This is a genomic window from Desulfosalsimonas propionicica, from assembly GCF_013761005.1.
Classification (GTDB): domain Bacteria; phylum Desulfobacterota; class Desulfobacteria; order Desulfobacterales; family Desulfosalsimonadaceae; genus Desulfosalsimonas; species Desulfosalsimonas propionicica.
In genome coordinates this window covers 411,841-429,826 of sequence record NZ_JACDUS010000003.1, presented here as the reverse complement: position 1 = coordinate 429,826, position 17,986 = coordinate 411,841, and the positions used below count along the sequence as shown (strand labels likewise).

The following is a 17,986-nucleotide window of genomic DNA, read 5'->3' as shown; positions in this document are numbered from 1 at the left end:
CCCGGCGGCGGACTTATTCGTCTTTACCCGCCAAAACATTCATCGGCGATGTCAATGGCCGCACTGTTAGGGGAAACAATGCAATCCATCTTCCCCATGGCCGGGGGCAGCAGATTGCAGATGAAAAATTCAGCCGTATACATTATTCCCTGATAATAGGTTTTATCCTTTTTGCGCACTTTGGCTGCCAGTTTTTCCGAGGCCACGCAGGCGCGCCACAAGAGCATCCATGCAACAATCACATCCCCGGTGACCTCCAGAAACGGAAATGCATAAGCATAGGCGGTTCTGACCTGATCTGCCGGCCCCTGCCGGGACACTTTGCCCGCTGCCTGCTCCAGCCGGGCCAAAGCCCTGGCCAGAACATCAGCCATGTCTTTGAGCGCCGGGATATCTCTTGCCCGGGAAATGGTTTTTCCCACGTCTTCAACAAAACAGGCAAACAAACGCCCGTTTTTAAGCCGAAGCTTGCGCCCGATAAGATCCATGGCCTGAATCCCGTCTGTGCCCTCGTAAATGGAGGTGATCCGGCAGTCGCGCATAAGCTGTTCAACAGGAAATTCCCGGGTATATCCGTATCCGCCGTAGACCTGCATGGCGGTTGCACAAACGTCAAAGCTGCGCTGACTGCAGTAAGCCTTTGCCAGGGGGATGAAAAAATCAATGAGATCCTGATCGGTTTCTGACCGGCTGCCCTCCGGGTCGGCGTTTTTTCGGTCCATGAGAAGCGATACATAGTAAATAAAGCTTCGCATGCCGTCCACATGAGCTTTCATCCACATCAGCATCCGGCGGACATCCGGATGGACCACAATGGGCACGTTTGGCGCCTCGGGATCCTTTCCCGCGGCAATATCTCTTCCCTGGATGCGCTGTTTGGCATAATTGGCTGCATACAAATACGCCGCAGAAGCGTAGGTAAAGCCCTGGAAACCCACGTTTAACCGGGCCTCGTTCATCATGTGAAACATAATGGGCATGCCCTGGTTTTCCTCGCCAAGCAAAAGGCCCCGGCACTGTCCTTTCTGGCCAAGTGCGATGCTGCAGGTGGCACTGGCGTGGATACCCAGCTTTTTTTCCACTCCGGTGCAGACCACATCATTTGGCTCCCCAGGCGAGCCGTCCTCATTGACCCAGATCTTTGGCACAATGAAAATGGAAATCCCCCGGGTGCCCGCAGGCGCGCCCTCCACCCGGGCCAGGACCGGATGGATGATATTTTCGGTGAGATCATGATCGCCGTTGGTGATAAATATCTTGTTTCCGGTAATCGAGTAGGTGCCGTCGGTGTTTTTGCGCGCTGATGTGGTCAGTGCACCCACATCGGATCCGGCCTCGGGTTCGGTCAGCAGCATTGTGCCGCCCCACTGGCCCTTGTAGAGCTTTTTGACAAAAAGCGCCTTTTGTTCGGGTGTGCCAAACAGCTCGATCATCTTTCCGGTGCCGTGTCCCATCATGCCGTAATTGGCCAGGCAATAGTTGGCGCCCCAGATATATTCGAGCACCGCGGTGTTGATCATGTTGGGAATTCCCTGACCGCCGTATTCCGGACTTTCGGTCATGGAGGTCCATTCCCCGTCGAGCAGCAGCCGGAAAGGACGATGAAAGCATTCCGGCACCCGCACTTGCCCGTTTTCAAAAACAACGCCCTGCTCATCGCCTTCCGCGTTTGTTGGCAGAATCTCTTTGACAGAAAGGTTGCGGGCCTCTGTGACCAGCATGTCGAAAAGTTTTTTGTTCTGATCGGCAAACTTGTGGTAGCGGGTCAGCTGCTCTGCATCAAACTGCTCATAGAGCACAAAATCGATATCTCTGCGGTCTGCAAGAATCTGGGCCATGATTTTTCTCTTCTTTTGGTTGGTATGGAGTCAAAACGGTTATGCCCGCTCAACAACCAGGGCGGCTCCCATGCCGCCGCCGGCGCAAAGGGAGGCAACACCTTTATTGAGGTTGCGGCGCTTCATTTCAAAAAGCAGTGTGGTGGTAATCCGGGCGCCCGTGGCACCCACGGGATGGCCCAGGCTGATGCCGCTGCCGTTGACATTGGTGATCTCCCGGTTAAGCTCCAGAGCCTTTTCACAGGCCAGATACTGGGCGGCAAAGGCCTCGTTGATCTCAAAAAGGTCAATGTCGGCAAGGGAAAACCCTGCTTTTTTCAGGGCCTTTGGAATGGCCTCAACAGGTCCGATACCCATGATCTCCGGATCCACCCCGACGGTGGCCGTGGCCGAGACAACCGCCAGCACCGGCAGGTTGAGCTCTCTGGCTTTTTCCGCAGACATCAGAAGTATTCCTGCGGCACCGTCGTTGATCCCCGAGGCATTGCCGGCCGTCACTGTTCCGTCCGGCTTAAAAGCCGGCTTGAGCCTGGCAAGGCCCTCCAGGGAAACATCCCTGCGGGGATGTTCATCTGTATCCACCGTGCGAGTCTCTTTTTTGGCCCTGACCTCCAGGGGCAGAATCTCGTCTTTAAACCGGCCCTGATCCATTGCCGCCACTGCCCGCTGATGACTGGTCAGGGCCAGTTGGTCCTGGGCCTGGCGGCTGATATCATATTTTTCAGCCAGGTTTTCAGCCGTAATGCCCATGGCCGGGCCAATACCGAGCTCTGTCAGAGAATCCCACATGGAATCACGCACCTCGGTGTGGCCCATGCGGGCGCCGTTTCTCATTTTCTCGATGGTGTAGGCGGCATTGCTCATGGAATCGGTTCCCCCGGCCATAATCACATCCGCCTCCCCGCACTTGATCTGGTAATAGGCCATCTGGATGGCTGACATGGAGGATGTGCAGTTGCGATGGAGGGTAATACCGGCCACGCTCACCGGAAGACCCGCCTTAACTGCGGCTACCCGGGCCAGGTTGTTTTCCCGGTAGGTTTTCTGATAATTGCAGCCCCAGATCACATCCTCGACAATACCGGCATCAATGCCGGTTGTTTTCACCAGCGACCGGATCACCGGTATGGTCAGATCCAGGGCGCCCAGGGATTGAAACGCCCCTCCGAATTTGCCCACAGGCGTTCTGACCGCTGCTGCAATGACCACTTCCTTCATGGTTAAACCTCTCGTATGATTTTATTCCTGCCTGATACAGGGAACATGCCTTCACATCAGACAATCAAAATCCATGCCATATAACACGGTTGGTGCGGCATCTTTTAGGCGGGGGATAACCTCTTGAAAGAAGTAAAAAAAGAGAAAGGTTTACGGAATTTCATCCAGCCATTGCAGTCGAATTCGTAAGCAAAGGAAACAACAGTGTAACCCCACACATGTGAAACCGGTTACACATGGGTCGGTTTTTCAGGAGAAATCTTATATTTGGAAATTTTCTGATACAAGGTTTTGCGGCTGATACCCAAAAGCCGGGCCGATTTGGCCTTGTTCCAGTCGGTCTGCTCCAGGACCTGGACAATGCGGCGGATTTCATCTTCCTTTTTCATGGCCTTTGCCGGTCTGCCCGACCGGATGCCGCCCAGAATTTCGCCGGAGATATGTTCAATGCCGATTGTGCCGCCCCGGCTTAAGATCACGGCCCGTTCAATGCAGTGCTCCACCTCCCGGACATTGCCGGGCCAGTGATAGTTCATAAACACATCCATCACCTCGGGGCTGACGCCGTCGATGCACATGCGGAATTTTTTCTCAAACCGGCGCACAAAATGCTCCACCAGCAGGGGCAAATCCTCAGGTCGTTCCCGCAAGGGCGGTATCCGGATTTCCAGCACATTTAACCGGTAATAAAGATCTTCGCGAAACTCCCCGCGCCGGACCTTTTCCTTTAAATCCTGGTGGGTGCAGGCAATTACCCGGGCATCCACCCGCACAGAACAGGAATCGCCCACGCGTTCGAATTCTTTTTCCTGAAGCACCCGCAGCAGCTTGAGCTGGATCAGCGGCGAGATTTCCCCGATTTCGTCAAGCAGCAGGGTGCCGCTGTCTGCGGCCTGGAACCGGCCGATATGATCCCGGATCGCGCCGGTGAACGCGCCCTTGACATGGCCGAACAATTCGCTTTCCAGCAGCTGTTCGGCCAGAGCCGAGCAGTTGACCGTGACAAAGGGCTTAAAACGCCGGCTGCCGCTGTCATGGATGGCCCTTGCCACCAGTTCCTTGCCGGTGCCGCTTTCTCCCCGGATCAAAACCGTTGCCTCGTAATCGGAGATATCTTCCACCAGGCGATAAATCTTCTGCATCTGGTGGCTTTTGCCGATGATCCGGTGAAACTGGTGCCGCTGTTCCAGCTCTCTTTCCAGATCCGTGAGGCGGGTGATGTCGCGGATCACCAGGACCGCGCCCAGAAAACGGCCTGCGGGGTCCTCCAGGGGGGTACAGGAAAGGCTGACTTTCTGCATGGGAGAGCTTTGCCGGCCACAGGTGACCTGATAATCGCGCATGGCCCTTCTTCTGGCAAGGGTTTCTTTGACAATATCCAAACATGCGCAGCCGCATTGCCCGTCCTGGCCGCACGTAAACGTGCCCGGCAGTTTTTCTGTGCGGATGCCGCAGATTTTGGCTGCCGCGTCATTGGCCTCAACCACGTTGAGATCCGTATCCACGGTGACAATGGCGTCATCCACACTCCGGAAAATGGCCTCCAGCCGTCGGCGCTGGCCCATGAGCGCGGTTTCAGCCCTTTTGCGCTTGGTCACATCCCGCATCACACACCGAAACCCGCTGACCCGCCCGTCCTCGCCCTGGATGGGGGCTATGGAGATTTCCAGATTGCGGCACTGGCCGTCTTTGCGGATGATCTCATAATCAAAGGCCTTGTTGGACACCCCGGTCTTGTATACCTTGTTAAACGCCCGGTAAACGCTCAAAGCGGTCTGCGCATCCATGTATTTCCGGTAGGAAAGCCCCTCGGCTTCTTTGGGCCCATAGCCGCTGATATGGCAAAAGGCCCGGTTAAACCGGGTAATATTGCCCCGCAGGTCAGTTTCAATAAAACCGTCCTCAATGGTCTCAATAATGGTCTCAAGGGATTTTTTCTCGGCTTCCAGCTCAAGCAGACGCTGACGGAGGGACCGGCCGGAATGGTTGTTTTCTGTCATGTCCATTTCCTGGAAAAACATCCTGCGGTTTTATTGTCAATATGAACCTGTATTATTACCACAACCGCCTCCGGAAGCCAAACAACAGAACCCCGGGCAACGTATCCAGGGATGGCCGGGCGATACGAAAAACAATCGGACTCAAACACGCGTTGTTTTTATATAGAAATCCGAAAATCACGGCTCTAAACTGAAGGCGGGCCATGGGGCCGGGCAGGTGACGGTTTGTGAGTCGCATTGAGCGCGCAGGCGGTCAGCAGGGAGCAAACCGTCACCGGCCCGGCCCCATGCGAAAACGGTTAAAGTAACCTTTTGCCGGAAACTCCGGCAAGTCACGAATCAGAAAGACCGGCTTCCATGATTTCCCGGCTTTTTTGCATCAGCTCCTTTAAGGAAAGCTGCCGGACCTGATCTGCAGGGATGACTCCGGCCCGGCGGATCGTGATGTGATTTTGAATGCAGGTGTGAAACAAAAATCTGCCCGGGGCAAACAGCCGGTCCGTGCCGCTGATGCAAAGCACTTCAACAGGGACTTCAAACCGGCGGGCGATTTTAAACGCCCCGGGATTGAATTCACCCAGGCGGCCGGTTCGGGTTCGGGTGCCTTCGGGAAAAATAAACACCACCCCCCCTTTTTGGAAGAAAACAGGAAACTGCTGCATGCGGTAGATCAGCAAATCCGAAAATCCGTTGGCGGCATCTGAGGGAATATATCCGGCCGTGCGGATGACCCGGCCAAACACGGGCGTGCGGAAAAAGGCGCTTTTGACGATGGTGCTGTGTTTTTCAAAGGCTGCGGTCAGTAAAACCGGGTCCAGATAGGAGCGGTGATTGGCCACCACCACGCAGCCGGCAAGCCGGTCAAGGCTTTTATCCAGGCGGATTTTCAAACCAGGCCCAACAATGCGCACCAAACGGACAAAACTTTTGAAAAACAGGTGATTGAGCCTTTGAAAAGCCCGGCTCCGGTCTGCGGCAAAAAAAAACGCACAGGCGTAAACAGGTGAGAAGAAAAAAAGAAACCCGAAAATAAAATAAAACCAAAGCATCAGGGTCACCCCGGCGTCCACCAAGAGCTTGAAAAATCGGACACACCGGCTCATATCAGAGCGCAGGGGCTTTTAGTACAAGGCTGGTATTGACCCCGCCGAATGCGAAATTCTGCACAGAGGCAATATCAATGACTTTATCTGTCAATTGCGTGACATGGCCAATTCCGCTGCATCTGGAATCAATATTTTCCAGGTGCAGGGTGGGGGCAACAAAGCCTTTTTCCATCATGTAAAGGGTCATGATGGTTTCAATCACACCGCAGGAGGCCATGGTGTGGCCGGTGTATCCTTTCAGTCCGGTGACCATGGGCGAGTTTCCGTAAACCTGCTCAATGGCCCGGGCTTCAATAACATCGCCCATTTTGGTTCCCGTGGCATGGGCGCTGATAAAATCCATCGCCTCCGGCCCGATCCCGGCGCTTTCCAGGCCCAGTTGGATGGTGCGGGTGATGCCTTCAAGATTGGGAAAAATCAGATCCCCGCCGTTGTTGTTGCAGGAAAAGCCGATGACTTCACCCAGAATCGGGGCCCCCCGTTTTCTGGCAGCTTCGTATTCTTCCAGCAACACTGCGCCGGCGCCTTCGGCCACCACCAGACCGTCGCGGTCGGTGTCAAAGGGGCGGGGGGTCTGCCCGGGCCGGTCATTGTAGGCAGTGGAGCAGGCCAGCAGGTTGTCAAACACCGCCACGGTGGTGGTATCATATTCATCAGCACCGCCGCACACCATGGCGTCCTGCATTCCGTATTTCACCATTTCATAGCCGTAGCCGATGGATTGACTGCTTGTGGTGCAGGCAGTGGAGGAACAGATCACCCGGCCTGTGATCTCAAACATTTTGGTGATGTTCACCGCCGTGGTATGAACCATGGACTTCAGGTAGTCCACCGCACCAAGGGAACCGGAATGACTGTTTTCCTTGTGGTAGAGGGCCTTATAAATGTGGCGCTGCACCGAGGGGCTGCCGTGGGTGGAGCCAAACGCCACGCCCATGCGGCCAGAGGAGACAAACTCCCGGCTCAGCCCGGATTGCTCCAGCAGCTGTCCAACCACGTGGCAGGCGTAATAGGACACCGGCCCCATGGTTTTGCGGTATTTTCTCTCAAAACCGTACTCTATGGGCTCCTGCACGGTGCCAAAAACCCGGCAGTGCAGATAATCGGCCAGCAGGTCGTCACGGCGCAGGGGCTGTACCCCGGATATCCCGTTTTGAAGGCTGTGGACAACCTTCTGCTTTGAATTGCCGATGGGCGTAATGGCAGATGCGGCGGTGATGACGACTCTTCGATCCATCAGCTGTTGGCCACCCTTGATACATGGGCACCGGCATCGGGCAGAACCTGCTCTATGTAATCGCAGATACCATTTATGGTCCGGATATAGGACAAGGCATCCTTTTTGGTTTCCTGGTCCATTTCCACCTGAAAAAGCTTTTCGATTTCCATGAGCAGTTCAATGGCGTCAATGCTGTCAAAACCGTGGACTTCCCGCAGATCCTCATCCGGACCCGGATCCTCGATTTCAAACTGCTCCCGGAAGATTCTGTATATTTCGGCCTCAATGTCCTGTCGGTTACTGCGCATAGTCGGTATCTGCCCAATTGTTTGAAAAATACCCGCACAGGACCACATCCAGGCCTGCCCGGATTTTTGCAAAAGTTTATTTGTAAAAAATACAGCGGAAATAGTCAAGAACACATTGCAGCAAATTGGGCCTGCAGGGGTGCAAGGAAGGCAAAAGCCGCAAACCGGCCGTGATGGCTGAGGCTGACGGGAATTTTTTCTTCGATCCCGTTGATTTGAACAACAGGCGGGGCCGAGCGTTGGCAAACGCGGCTGCGCTCAATTTTTACCAGGGCATGGGGCAGGCCCGTATGCAGAGCAATGGCTGCGGCGGCTGCGGTGCGGGCAGCGGCGGAAAGTTGTTTTGCTGAAGGCTGTATTTCCGGATGGACATCGACAGCGGGTTCGAGCACATCCGCTGTCACGTCTTGCCATAACCCCGCAGAACCGATTAACCCAAGGCAATGGACACGGTTTTCATCCCAATCAAGATGCATGCGCACAGCTCCTTGAGGGGTGCTGACCGTGCCGGCGCACTGCCGGGCCGGGCCCGCTTGGTCAAAAACCGTCTCGTAGCGTCCGGGCCATGCAGAAATATCCGGAAATATCCTGGATACGGCCTTGTAGGCGGCCTCCTTGGCAGCCCACATCGCCCACAGACAGGCATCGGGGTTTTGGCTTTCTGCAAGCCGGTTTTGCTCGGATGCCGTGAGCACCCGGCAGACAAAGCGTTTGTCCCGGCTTTTTCCGCATGCACCATCTGCCCACAAATCCACCACATCATTTCCCACGGCCGGCAAAATAACGCTTCTCCATTTCAGCAAGATGCCCGATGATTTGTCCGGCGCAGTCCCTGTGGGCTCGCAGCCCTTTGAGTTGGGTTTCCGGGCGGCACGGCTCCACCATGAGGGTAAAGGTTTCGCCCCGGGCGGGAAAATCGCTGTAGGTATGCTGGCTGTCGCCGCGCAGATACATGCACAGCACCCGGACCTCAGACATCTGGCACATCCACCGGCCCACGTTATAGGTAAAATCCCGGGTATTGACCCGCCCGGTTCGCGAACGGGTGCCTTCGGGAAAAATCATGAGGTTCTGGCCCTTTTGAAGGATTTGCACGCATTTTTCCAGGCTCTGCTTGACCCCTTCCCGGTCGCCGCCCCGGACCACCGGAATGCACTTGGTAAGATAGCAAAATCCCCCCACCAGGCGGTTGCGGTTAAAATTCATGTACTCCGGCATGTTCCAGGGCACCAGATGAAAATCAGTCATGTACCGCCAGGTGGGAAACATGGCATAGGCCAGGATAAAAGAATCGATCAGTGTCAGATGATTGGCGCAGATCAGCCATGGTCCGCTGTGCTGGCGCATCAGGTCCCGGATCCGGCGGCGTACCGCTGTCAAATCCCGGATCCGCCAGCCGGCCAGGCGAATGGCCAGGACAATGAGGGGCGCGGTGAGCCACACGGCAAACCGGCCCAGCATTTCCTGGGTGTTTAAGGAACGTTTTATCCGGTCATTCATGAGATCAGTTATTCAGCGCCCTGGTCTGCACCCACCCGGCCTGCGATATAATTGACCGCATCGCCGATGGAGCGGATGTTGTCTGCGTCATCATCGTCGATTTCAATGTCAAAGGTGTCTTCAAACTGGATGATGATATCCACGAGCCGGGCGGAATTGACCTTGAGATCATCGAGAATGGAGGTCTCCATACTCACGTTTTCCAGTTTTGATTCATCCTTGACATAGTCTTTGATAATGCCCACCACATCGTTGAAAATCTGTTGTTTGTCCATTTTTATTACCTCCGTATTTTTGATAATTTCATAAAAGTTTTTACCATGCTGTCATGTTGCATCATTTTCCCATTTTTGCAGAATCAGACAGGAATTGACATCCCCGAATCCGAAACAGGCCTTGGCAATGGTTTTAAGTGCCGGCATTTCCAGGCACCGGGTGACAAACCGGTCGGCAAAGGATGCAATCTCCGGGTGCGGATCCTCGCAGTTTATCGACGGGTGCAGAAAACCCCGATCAAGTTCCAGCACGGCCGCCACGGTTTCAATGGCACCTGCGGCGCCCAGGCAGTGGCCGATCATGGACTTGGTGGAATTGATCCACGGAAAATCCTCCGCCTGGCGGTCCAGGGCGGCTGACCAGTTTTTCACCTCATGGGGATCGGCAAATGTAGCAGTGAGATGGCCGTTGATGGCATCGATCTGCTCCGGGCCGACCCCGGCATCCTTCATTGCCCCGCGGATACAGCGCTGGACCCCTTCGGGATTGGGCGCGGTCATGGACCCGCCGTTTCTGTGACCGCCGGAATTGGTCATAACGCCCCTGACCTCGGCATAAATCCGTGCACCCCGATCCAGAGCGGTTTCCAGGTCTTCGAGCACCAGGGCCGCTGCCCCGGCGCCGGGCACAAACCCGCATGCGGATGCGCTCATGGGCCGGGAGCCTTTTTCAGGATCATCGTTGAATTTCCTGGCCAGAACGCGCATGGAATCAAAGCCGCTCCAGGTGTAGGGCGAAGCGCCTTCAGCGCCGCCGGCCACCATTCGTTTGGCAAGACCTGTGCGAATCTTCCAGACTGCCTCCACCACAGCCTCTGAACCCGTGCTGCAGGCCGATGAATTGGAGGTCACCTGGTTTCCCAAAGCCAGCAATCCGCCGATGCGCGCACTTGTGCCGCTGCCCATGACCCGTTCCACCACCCGGGTGCCCAATCTTTTGACTCTTCCCTCATTGACCGTAGGCACCACTTCTGTTGCGATCACCTCCATATCCGATATACCGCAGCCAAACACCGTGCCCGAATCCCAGTCCGGGGAATCTTCGTCTCCGGGAATGGGAAAACCGGCATCTTTCCAGGCATCCATGGCGGATACAGCCGCATACCGAATGGTTTCGCTCAAAAACGACTGCTGCCGAAAATTTTCAAAATACCGGCTGCAGGCCTCGTCAAAACCTTCGGGTACGGCGCCGATCCGGCATCCGAATTTCAGCTCTTCGAGCCGGGGTATAAAACGAATCCCAGAGGCCCCCCGGCGCAGTCCGGTTTCAAAATTGTCCAGTCCTATGCCGTTGGGGCTGACAACGCCCATTCCCGTAACAACAACCCTTTTATGCATCGAGTTTCACTCCTGTTCCCATCAGCACGCCCGTACAAACGCTTTGCTTGTTTTGCCGTTCTATGCTGACCTTTGTTTTAATACTGCCCCTGCGAAAATAAATCTTTTCTCCAACCACCGTGACTTTTTCCCCGGGTGCCACCATGCCGGTGAACTCCACGGATTCGGCAAATGTAAAAAGCGTCTTTAACTCACGGATCTCGGATACCGGCCGGTTCTGGTGCAGCAAAATGGCGATCCCCAGGGCCACGACCCCGGCCTGGGCCATGGTCTCAATCAAAATCACCCCCGGAGTGACCGGATGGCCGGGGAAATGGCCTTGATAAAAAAACTCATCATCCCGGAACCGGTAGACGGCCCTGATGTGATTGTCATCAACTTCCAGAATATCGTCGATGAAACGGAAGGGCCGCTGCTGGGGGATCAGATCCATGACCTGTTGGATCATCTGCGCATCAGCCCCCATACATGCCTCCGTTGACATGGACCACGCTGCCCTGAATATAGGATGCGCCCGTGGCCAGAAACCCCACCACCTCGGCGACTTCTTCGGGGCGGCCCATCCGTCCCAGGGGCACTGCCGAAAGGATCTGCCCGCGGATGTCTTCGGGCAGAGCTTCTGTCATGTCCGTGTCAATAAAACCCGGAGCAACGGAATTGATCAGGATGTTTTTCCCGGCCAGTTCCTTGGCAAGAGATTTGGTCATGGCATCGGTGGCCGCCTTTTCCATGGTATAAGGGATCTGGCCGGCGTTGCCGGTATGTCCCACTACACTGGAAATATTGATGATCCGTCCGGATGCCCGCCGGAACATAAATACCCGCAACACCCGCTTGGTCAGATACCAGGCCCCGCGCCCCACGCTTCGCTGGGCGTCAAAATCATCGAGTTTCATGGTCAGGATCATGTCATTTAAGGTAAAACCCGCATTGTTGACCAGCACGTCCACACGGCCGGCCTGTTTTTTGATCTCATTGACCATTGCATCGATCTGTTCGGCAGAGGCCAGATCCGCCTGAAGCAGAAAACCGGCCCCGCCCCCGGCCTGAAGTTCTGCCAGCAGTTTTTGAGCGGGTTCTGCGCTTTTGCGGAAATGAATGGCTACGCAAAAGCCTTTGTCGCAAAGCGCACGGCAGCAGGCCGCGCCAATGCCCCCGGCCCCGCCGGTGACAAGGGCCACAGGCTTGTCAGCGCATGTCTTTTCTATATCGGTCATATATACCTCGGTTCGGAAAAGTTTTAAGTGTTAAGTGTTAAGTGTTAAAAATCCGTTTTTTATCTTAAAACTTAACACTTAAAACTTAACACTTATTCTTCAATTCTCGGATAATGGCTGTCAGCGATATTTTTAAAAATCCCGGCCCGGGCCTTTTTCACTGTGGCAACCGGAGTGTTGTCGGCCAGAATCTGCGCATTGGCCATGACAATGGCGGAACCATTGCTTTTCATCTCCCTGAACCGGAGCACTTCGATCTCAAAGCGCACCACCTCATTGTACGGGCGGATCTGACCGTTGAAAACCACTTCCTCGCATCCCAGGGCCCGCCCCGCGCCCAATGCACCGCGCCACACTCCGTAGAAACCAAGCAGCTGCCAGACCGCATCCACGCCCAGGCATCCGGGCTGTACCGGATCATCCGGAAAATGGCACTGAAAATACCAGGCGTCCAGGCGGATGTCCTGTTCAGCCGTGATCACGCCCTTGTTGCCGTTGGCCTCAAGGGATACGATCCGGTCGATCATCAAAAAAGGCGGCGCCGGCAGCCGGGCATCAAAATCCGCCGGCGGGTCACTGACCAGGCGGCCGTAGGAAAAGGCGATGAGCTGGGCCAGATCAAATTGCTGCTGCTGTAAAAACTGCTGGTATCGCATATGTTATTCCGCATCTTTGACGCTAAGCATTCCGTGGCCCCAGGTCAGACCGGATCCCACCACTGCCACGGCAATGTGATCGCCCGGCTGCAGATCCTCCCAGTTCTGACTGAGTACGGCCGGAGCGCTTGAACACCCCGTATTTCCGTATTCCACAACATTGTGCAGATTCCGGGCTTCATCAATTCCGCACCTGCGGCAGACGGTTTGAAGCATCATCAGGTTGGCCTGATGGCCTACAAACCGAAATTGGTCCCGGTTTTCCGGGTACTCGTCCTGAAGGCGGCGCACGCCTTCTGTGGCCTTACGGATGGCAAAGCGCTGAACCTGGCTGCCGTCCTGTTGGAAATGGCCGCCGCTGGGAATCTGCACCCTGTCCCAGGAGGCCGGATCAGATCCGTACTGCAAGGATTCAAAGCAGTAACAAGACGGGTGCCGGGCCGAAACCACGGCCGCGCTGGTGCCGTCGCCAAATAAAGGCGCCACTCTGCGGTCAGAATAATCCACCACGTGGGTGTAGTTTTCCGGATTGACCACCAGGATAAAACCCGGGGCCTTTCCCGGGGCCATGGCATCAAGAAAGGCCAGTTGTACCAGAAAAGTTGAGCAGGCCGCGTTCATGTCCATGCACGGGGCATCAATGCCAATTTCTGCTGCAATTACAGAGGCTTCTGCGGGAATGGTGTATCTGGGCGTAGAGGTCCCGGAAATCACCATGCCGATATCTTCGGTTCCGATTCCCGCCCGGTCAAGGGCCATTTGCGCAGCAGACGCTCCGGCCCCGGCCCGGGTATACAGGCTTGCCTCGGTTGCCGCCCTGGGATCGCGGTTTTTGGTCTGCCGGATATAATCCAGCGGCAGGGAAGTGCGGCGGGCGGCAATGCCCACGCGTTCCAGAATCCACTGCTCATCGCTGCCGATATCCAAATCCCTTAAAAACTGATTGTCAATGACATTGTCCGGGTAAAAATGGCCCAGGCCATGCAGGTAAAGCATGTGTTATCCGACCCTCTCCCCGCCGTCTGCGCAGATAAGCGCACCATTGATCCATGCGGCCTCGTCCGTGCACAACAGATAAATCACATCCGCCACGTCCCCGGGGGTGGTCAGGCGGCCGAAGGGATTGCGCAAGACAGCCTGGGCGCGGATCCGGTCACTTCCGGGAATGGCCCGGAGCGCCGGAGTATCGGTGATACCGGCCTGGATGATATTGGAGCGGATCCCGCTGGGTGCGAATTCTACAGCCATGGCGCGGCTGACGGATTCAAGCACAGCCTTGGCCGCGGAAATGGCTGCATACCCCTTCCAGGCCACGGTGTTTCCCTCGCTTGTCAGGCCAAGCACCCGGGCGTCTTTTGCAAAAAGGTTTCTGGACAGGATATCCTGGACCCATTCCACAATATTGTATCCCATGGCCTGGAGGGTGCGGTTGAAATCCTCTGCCCCGAGAAACTGGCGGTTGCTGTAATCCCCCTTGTCATCAACCAGGGGATAGACAGCATTGTAGCCTTGTGAAAACGCGCTTTGCACAATCTCGTCCATGCGCTCGGCAGACACTCCGGCCTCATTGGCCAGCAGGTTCCGGGTCTGGCTTGGTACAGGCGAGCCCGGGTAAGGACCCAGCAGCTTAAGATTGCCAAAAGCCACGCTGTGGAGCACAAGGCGGATGCGTCCCTGATCGGCCAGGGCACCGGAAAGCTCGTCAAGAACCCGGGTCCGTCCCTCATCAGAGAGCCCGTCAAGATTGAAAGCCAGCAGATTCACACCGGTCTGGCGCAATTTGTCAAATTCCGGCTCAATTTTCTTCATTGCACTGCGCCGGTCCCGGTGCACAATACAAAGATTCATACCATGGGCGGCCAGTTTTTTGGCCGCAGCCAGGCCAAAGCCGCTGGAACCGCCGATAATGACCGCCCAGTAGTTGCTGTCAAATGCCATCATGCACTAAATTCCCTTTTTGCTGCCGAAAGACTGGTAATGGACTTGCACTGGATATCCAGACTGCGAAAAAAATTCTTCAGGGGACGGTTCGGCCCGATCTCGTAAATCTGCCGGGATTTGGCCGCCAGGGCCTGCATGTTGTCGCGCCATTTCACCGAACCACTCAACTGGGCCACCAATGCCTCAATGACCCTGTCGGAAGTGGCGGCATGGAACAGGCCCGTATAATTGGAAGTCACCCGGGCGGCGTTTTTAAAATTGATCCTTACGGAAATGGCGGCCAGCACATCCCGGAAGGCCTCCTTCATGGCGTTCATGAAGCGGCTGTGGAAGGGCGCGCTGACATTTAAGGGCACAAAGCGCATATCCTCCGGATTTTCCATTGCCCCGCTGATACGCTCTTTTGCCTTGTCCATGCTGCCGGCATGACCGCTGATCACCACCTGGTCGGTGGAGTTGATATTGGCCACATCCACGGGCAGATCTTCGAGCATTCTGCGCAGTTTTTCAATATCAATGTTTTTGGCGATCACTGCTGCCATGGCGCCGATGCCGGGGGGCGTGGCCTCCTGCATCAGGTGGCCGCGGGTTTCCACGGTTTTTAAGGCGTCTGAAAAAGGCATGGCGCCGGCGGCCACCAAGGCCGTGTATTCCCCCAGGCTGTGGCCGCCGAAATAATCCGGACGAAAGCCATATAGTTCCTGCAGGCCCCGTAGCATCGCGATTTCGGTTGCCAGGATACAGGGCTGCGCGTACTCGGTGAGATTCATTTTTTCATTTTCCCCAAAGCACATGGCGCCCACGTCCCAACCCAACACGTCAGATGCTTCCTCGTAAGCCAGGCGACTGGCAGACACGTTGTCATAAAAATCCCTGCCCATGCCCGGCCTCTGGCTGCCCTGCCCCGGAAAGACCACTGCTGTTTTCGTATTGCTGCTCATTTTACCCTCCATATGCGAACCGCTTGAATAATAGATAAATGGTTGCGTCTTGTTCGCCATATTGCATACAAGAACCATACCAAAACATGGGTTTTCAGGACAACTATTTGAATTTTAAAAATAAAAAGAATTATCCCGCCATGAGCAGACCCGAGTCAAAGCCATCCAATCAAGCATTTTGTGTACAAGCCGGGTACACGGAATGTCGAACACAAAATATAATCAAATAAAAACAGGATATTAAAAGAAAATCACAATGACAGGGGGCGGCAAATCAGCAGATTTTGTCCGGAAGGCAGTCAGGGGCGTGTTTTTCAACAAAGAGGCGCAGGGCCCATTTCAAAAAAGCCCTGGAATGCTCCTTTCCGGCCAGATATGCGCCGAACATGCACAAAAAATGGGTCATGGTCCAAACCAAGGGGGCGCCGGCCACCACCCACAGGGGCTGGCGCACGTAGGCGGCAAAAACTCCCAGGGCACTGATAACAGGCCAGCAAAGCACATAGCTGGCCCCAATCAAAACCAGGCCGGCAATAACCCGGGGAGTGGGTTTTTTCCTGAAAATCTCCAGGCCGGCGTTTTCCCGCACGGCGCGACGGACAAAGCGTGTTTTGATCAATTGTACGGCCAGCATTCTGGAAAGGCTCACAACCGCCTCCTTACGGGGTTTAATGATTCCGGAAATAACCGCTTGCAAGTCAAAATGCAATATATTATATCAAAGCCGCCCGCAAGGGATAATTTTCATCTGTTTTTGATTTTGTTTACCCGTTTATTGATCCGAAAAGACATGATGCCGCCTTTCACAATTCTGAAAAATGTGGCCGCAGGCCCGGCCCGGCCCGATGATGACTTTGTACCCGGCAGGTACACCTACAAAGACGTCTATGCAATGGCCGCCGGATTTCAGCAACATGTGTTTGCCAAAGACCGTCCGGTCAGCTTGTGTCTTTGCACAACCGACCGCGGGAAAATGGCAGCGGCCCTGCTTGCAGCGCTTACCCGCCCGGCCATCCTGATTTTGCCCTATTCATGTGAAAAAACCGTTCTGGCCCGGATCCGGCAGGAGCAAGGTTTTTCAAAGGCTGTCACAGATGCCCCGGCAGACCTGCCCGGGGGGGTTGCGGCGGTGGACCCTGTGCCGCCTTCCGGCGGGCATAGGGCTTTTGACGCTTCTTTGATGCGGGATTTCGGGGAAGTCTTTGTCAAACTTTTTACCGGCGGCTCCACAGCCGCCCCCCGCACCTGGAGCAAAACCATCGGCAACCTGTTTTTTGAAGCCATTTATCACGCACAAAAAATGCAGGTGACCCAACAGGACCGATTTGTGGCCACAGTTCCGCCCTGCCACATCTACGGTCTGCTGTTTTCCGTGCTCACCCCGCTGGTGGCCGGTGCCGGGGTCATTGAGGGGATACCGACCTACCCCCATGAAATCCAGACCGCCATAGAAAAACACCGGGCCACCTACCTTGTGAGTATCCCGCTTCATTACAGGATGGCCGCAGGCATGGATCTGCCGGCTTCGAGCCTGGCACGCGTTCTTTGCTCTGCAGCCCGGCTGGAGCCTGAAGACAGCCGGGCCTTTTATGAAAAAACCGGCCTTGGCATCACAGAAATTTACGGCTCCACCGAGACAGGGGGAATCGCCACACGGGTGTGCACAACCATCCAACCACATTTTACACCCTTTGACTGCATTCAATGGAAACAGACAAACGGATCTCTGGCCATTTGCTCGGATTTCATATCCCCGGAGATTGCCCTGGATGCAGACGGTTTTTTCGTCACCAGTGACCGCATCCGCGTTGTGGGCCCCAATGCATTTTCCCTGGAAGGCCGGGCCGACCGGATTGTCAAGGTGGGAGGAAAGCGGGTGGACCTGGATGAAATCCGGATGGTCTTACTGGAGATGCCGGAAGTATCGGATGCGGCGGTGTTGAGCGTGGCCGACAGCGGCCGCCGGGGAAACGAAATCCGCGCCCTTGCCGCAGCACAGGCATCTGCAGGCCAAATCCGCCGCCATCTGGCAGACCGCCTGCCCGGCTATGCCCTGCCCCGAAAAATCCGGCTCACCGACCAGATCCCGGTATCGCCGGCCGGCAAATACGACAGCACCCAAATCCGCAAACTCCTGGACGCAGAATAGACCTCTTGCCCTGCAAAGCCTTGGATCAGTTTACTGCGAAGACATGAGAAACCCGCAGAGCCATACCAGTGGAAAACTCAGGGGCTTTGTTTTTTTGGCCGCAAATTTTTGCACACGACTTTCCATGATGCCGGCCCGGCGACGGTTTGCGAGTCGCATTGAGCGCGCAAGCGGTCAGCAGGGAGCAAACCGCCACCGGGCCGGCATCATGCGAAAACAACCAGATATGCGTTGTTTTTACCACAACCCGGGCTTTTACCCACAGCCCGAACCCCCACAA

At 55.5% G+C, this 17,986-nt stretch carries 18 protein-coding genes; 1 reads left to right on the top strand and 17 read right to left on the bottom strand.

The features are described 5' to 3' along the window. Nucleotides 1-23: 23 nt before the first annotated feature. The 17 genes from HNR65_RS07870 to HNR65_RS07790 form a co-directional block, all read right to left on the bottom strand. A complete protein-coding gene (locus HNR65_RS07870; protein ID WP_181550923.1) occupies nt 24-1,838 on the bottom strand; it encodes an acyl-CoA dehydrogenase in 1,815 nt (604 codons plus the stop codon). Between the two features lie 39 nt (nt 1,839-1,877). Next, nucleotides 1,878-3,056 carry a thiolase family protein gene (locus HNR65_RS07865; protein ID WP_181550922.1) on the bottom strand — a complete coding sequence of 393 codons (1,179 nt, stop codon included), beginning with the start codon at nt 3,054-3,056 and terminating at the stop codon, nt 1,878-1,880. Nucleotides 3,057-3,286: 230 nt separating this feature from the next. Next, on the bottom strand, nt 3,287-5,056 hold the full coding sequence (locus HNR65_RS07860; protein WP_181550921.1) for a sigma 54-interacting transcriptional regulator: 1,770 nt from the start codon (nt 5,054-5,056) through the stop codon (nt 3,287-3,289). A 332-nt stretch (nt 5,057-5,388) separates the two neighbouring features. Continuing rightward, on the bottom strand, nt 5,389-6,159 hold the full coding sequence (locus HNR65_RS07855; RefSeq protein ID WP_181550920.1) for a lysophospholipid acyltransferase family protein: 771 nt from the start codon (nt 6,157-6,159) through the stop codon (nt 5,389-5,391). Nucleotide 6,160: 1 nt separating this feature from the next. Then, entirely contained in the window at nt 6,161-7,399 is a 1,239-nt protein-coding gene (locus HNR65_RS07850) for a beta-ketoacyl-[acyl-carrier-protein] synthase family protein (protein ID WP_181550919.1), read from the bottom strand. Further along, nucleotides 7,399-7,689, bottom strand: coding sequence for an acyl carrier protein (locus HNR65_RS07845; protein ID WP_181550918.1), 291 nt, complete (start codon nt 7,687-7,689; stop codon nt 7,399-7,401). The genes HNR65_RS07850 and HNR65_RS07845 overlap by 1 nt, the downstream gene beginning before the upstream one ends. A gap of 104 nt (nt 7,690-7,793) precedes the next feature. After that, nucleotides 7,794-8,459, bottom strand: coding sequence for a 4'-phosphopantetheinyl transferase superfamily protein (locus tag HNR65_RS07840; RefSeq protein ID WP_332309020.1), 666 nt, complete (start codon nt 8,457-8,459; stop codon nt 7,794-7,796). Beyond that, complete coding sequence (locus HNR65_RS07835; protein ID WP_181550916.1) at nt 8,449-9,189, bottom strand: lysophospholipid acyltransferase family protein; 741 nt, start codon at nt 9,187-9,189, stop codon at nt 8,449-8,451. The genes HNR65_RS07840 and HNR65_RS07835 overlap by 11 nt, the downstream gene beginning before the upstream one ends. 8 nt (nt 9,190-9,197) lie before the next feature. After that, on the bottom strand, nt 9,198-9,464 hold the full coding sequence (locus HNR65_RS07830) for a phosphopantetheine-binding protein (protein ID WP_181550915.1): 267 nt from the start codon (nt 9,462-9,464) through the stop codon (nt 9,198-9,200). Between the two features lie 51 nt (nt 9,465-9,515). Further along, the gene (locus HNR65_RS07825) at nt 9,516-10,802 is read right to left on the bottom strand and encodes a beta-ketoacyl-[acyl-carrier-protein] synthase family protein (protein ID WP_181550914.1); all 1,287 of its coding nucleotides are present in this window, start codon (nt 10,800-10,802) and stop codon (nt 9,516-9,518) included. Further along, entirely contained in the window at nt 10,795-11,268 is a 474-nt protein-coding gene (locus HNR65_RS07820) for a 3-hydroxyacyl-ACP dehydratase FabZ family protein (protein ID WP_181550913.1), read from the bottom strand. The genes HNR65_RS07825 and HNR65_RS07820 overlap by 8 nt, the downstream gene beginning before the upstream one ends. Then, nucleotides 11,258-12,019: a 3-oxoacyl-ACP reductase family protein gene (locus HNR65_RS07815; RefSeq protein ID WP_181550912.1), complete on the bottom strand. Its 762-nt coding sequence runs from the start codon at nt 12,017-12,019 to the stop codon at nt 11,258-11,260. The genes HNR65_RS07820 and HNR65_RS07815 overlap by 11 nt, the downstream gene beginning before the upstream one ends. Nucleotides 12,020-12,111: 92 nt before the next feature. Continuing rightward, nucleotides 12,112-12,675: a bifunctional 3-hydroxydecanoyl-ACP dehydratase/trans-2-decenoyl-ACP isomerase gene (gene fabA, locus HNR65_RS07810; RefSeq protein ID WP_181550911.1), complete on the bottom strand. Its 564-nt coding sequence runs from the start codon at nt 12,673-12,675 to the stop codon at nt 12,112-12,114. 3 nt (nt 12,676-12,678) lie between these two features. Beyond that, nucleotides 12,679-13,671: a 3-oxoacyl-ACP synthase III family protein gene (locus HNR65_RS07805; RefSeq protein ID WP_181550910.1), complete on the bottom strand. Its 993-nt coding sequence runs from the start codon at nt 13,669-13,671 to the stop codon at nt 12,679-12,681. Between the two features lie 3 nt (nt 13,672-13,674). After that, nucleotides 13,675-14,616: an SDR family oxidoreductase gene (locus HNR65_RS07800; RefSeq protein WP_232364692.1), complete on the bottom strand. Its 942-nt coding sequence runs from the start codon at nt 14,614-14,616 to the stop codon at nt 13,675-13,677. Continuing rightward, nucleotides 14,613-15,557 (bottom strand): ACP S-malonyltransferase, encoded by a 945-nt coding sequence (locus HNR65_RS07795; RefSeq protein WP_181550909.1) that lies wholly within the window; start codon nt 15,555-15,557, stop codon nt 14,613-14,615. The genes HNR65_RS07800 and HNR65_RS07795 overlap by 4 nt, the downstream gene beginning before the upstream one ends. Before the next feature lie 274 nt (nt 15,558-15,831). Continuing rightward, nucleotides 15,832-16,206, bottom strand: coding sequence for a hypothetical protein (locus HNR65_RS07790; RefSeq protein ID WP_181550908.1), 375 nt, complete (start codon nt 16,204-16,206; stop codon nt 15,832-15,834). A 141-nt stretch (nt 16,207-16,347) separates the two neighbouring features. Here HNR65_RS07790 and HNR65_RS07785 point away from each other — a divergent pair, with 141 nt between their 5' ends. Next, entirely contained in the window at nt 16,348-17,706 is a 1,359-nt protein-coding gene (locus HNR65_RS07785) for an ANL family adenylate-forming protein (RefSeq protein WP_181550907.1), read from the top strand. Nucleotides 17,707-17,986: the final 280 nt, after the last annotated feature.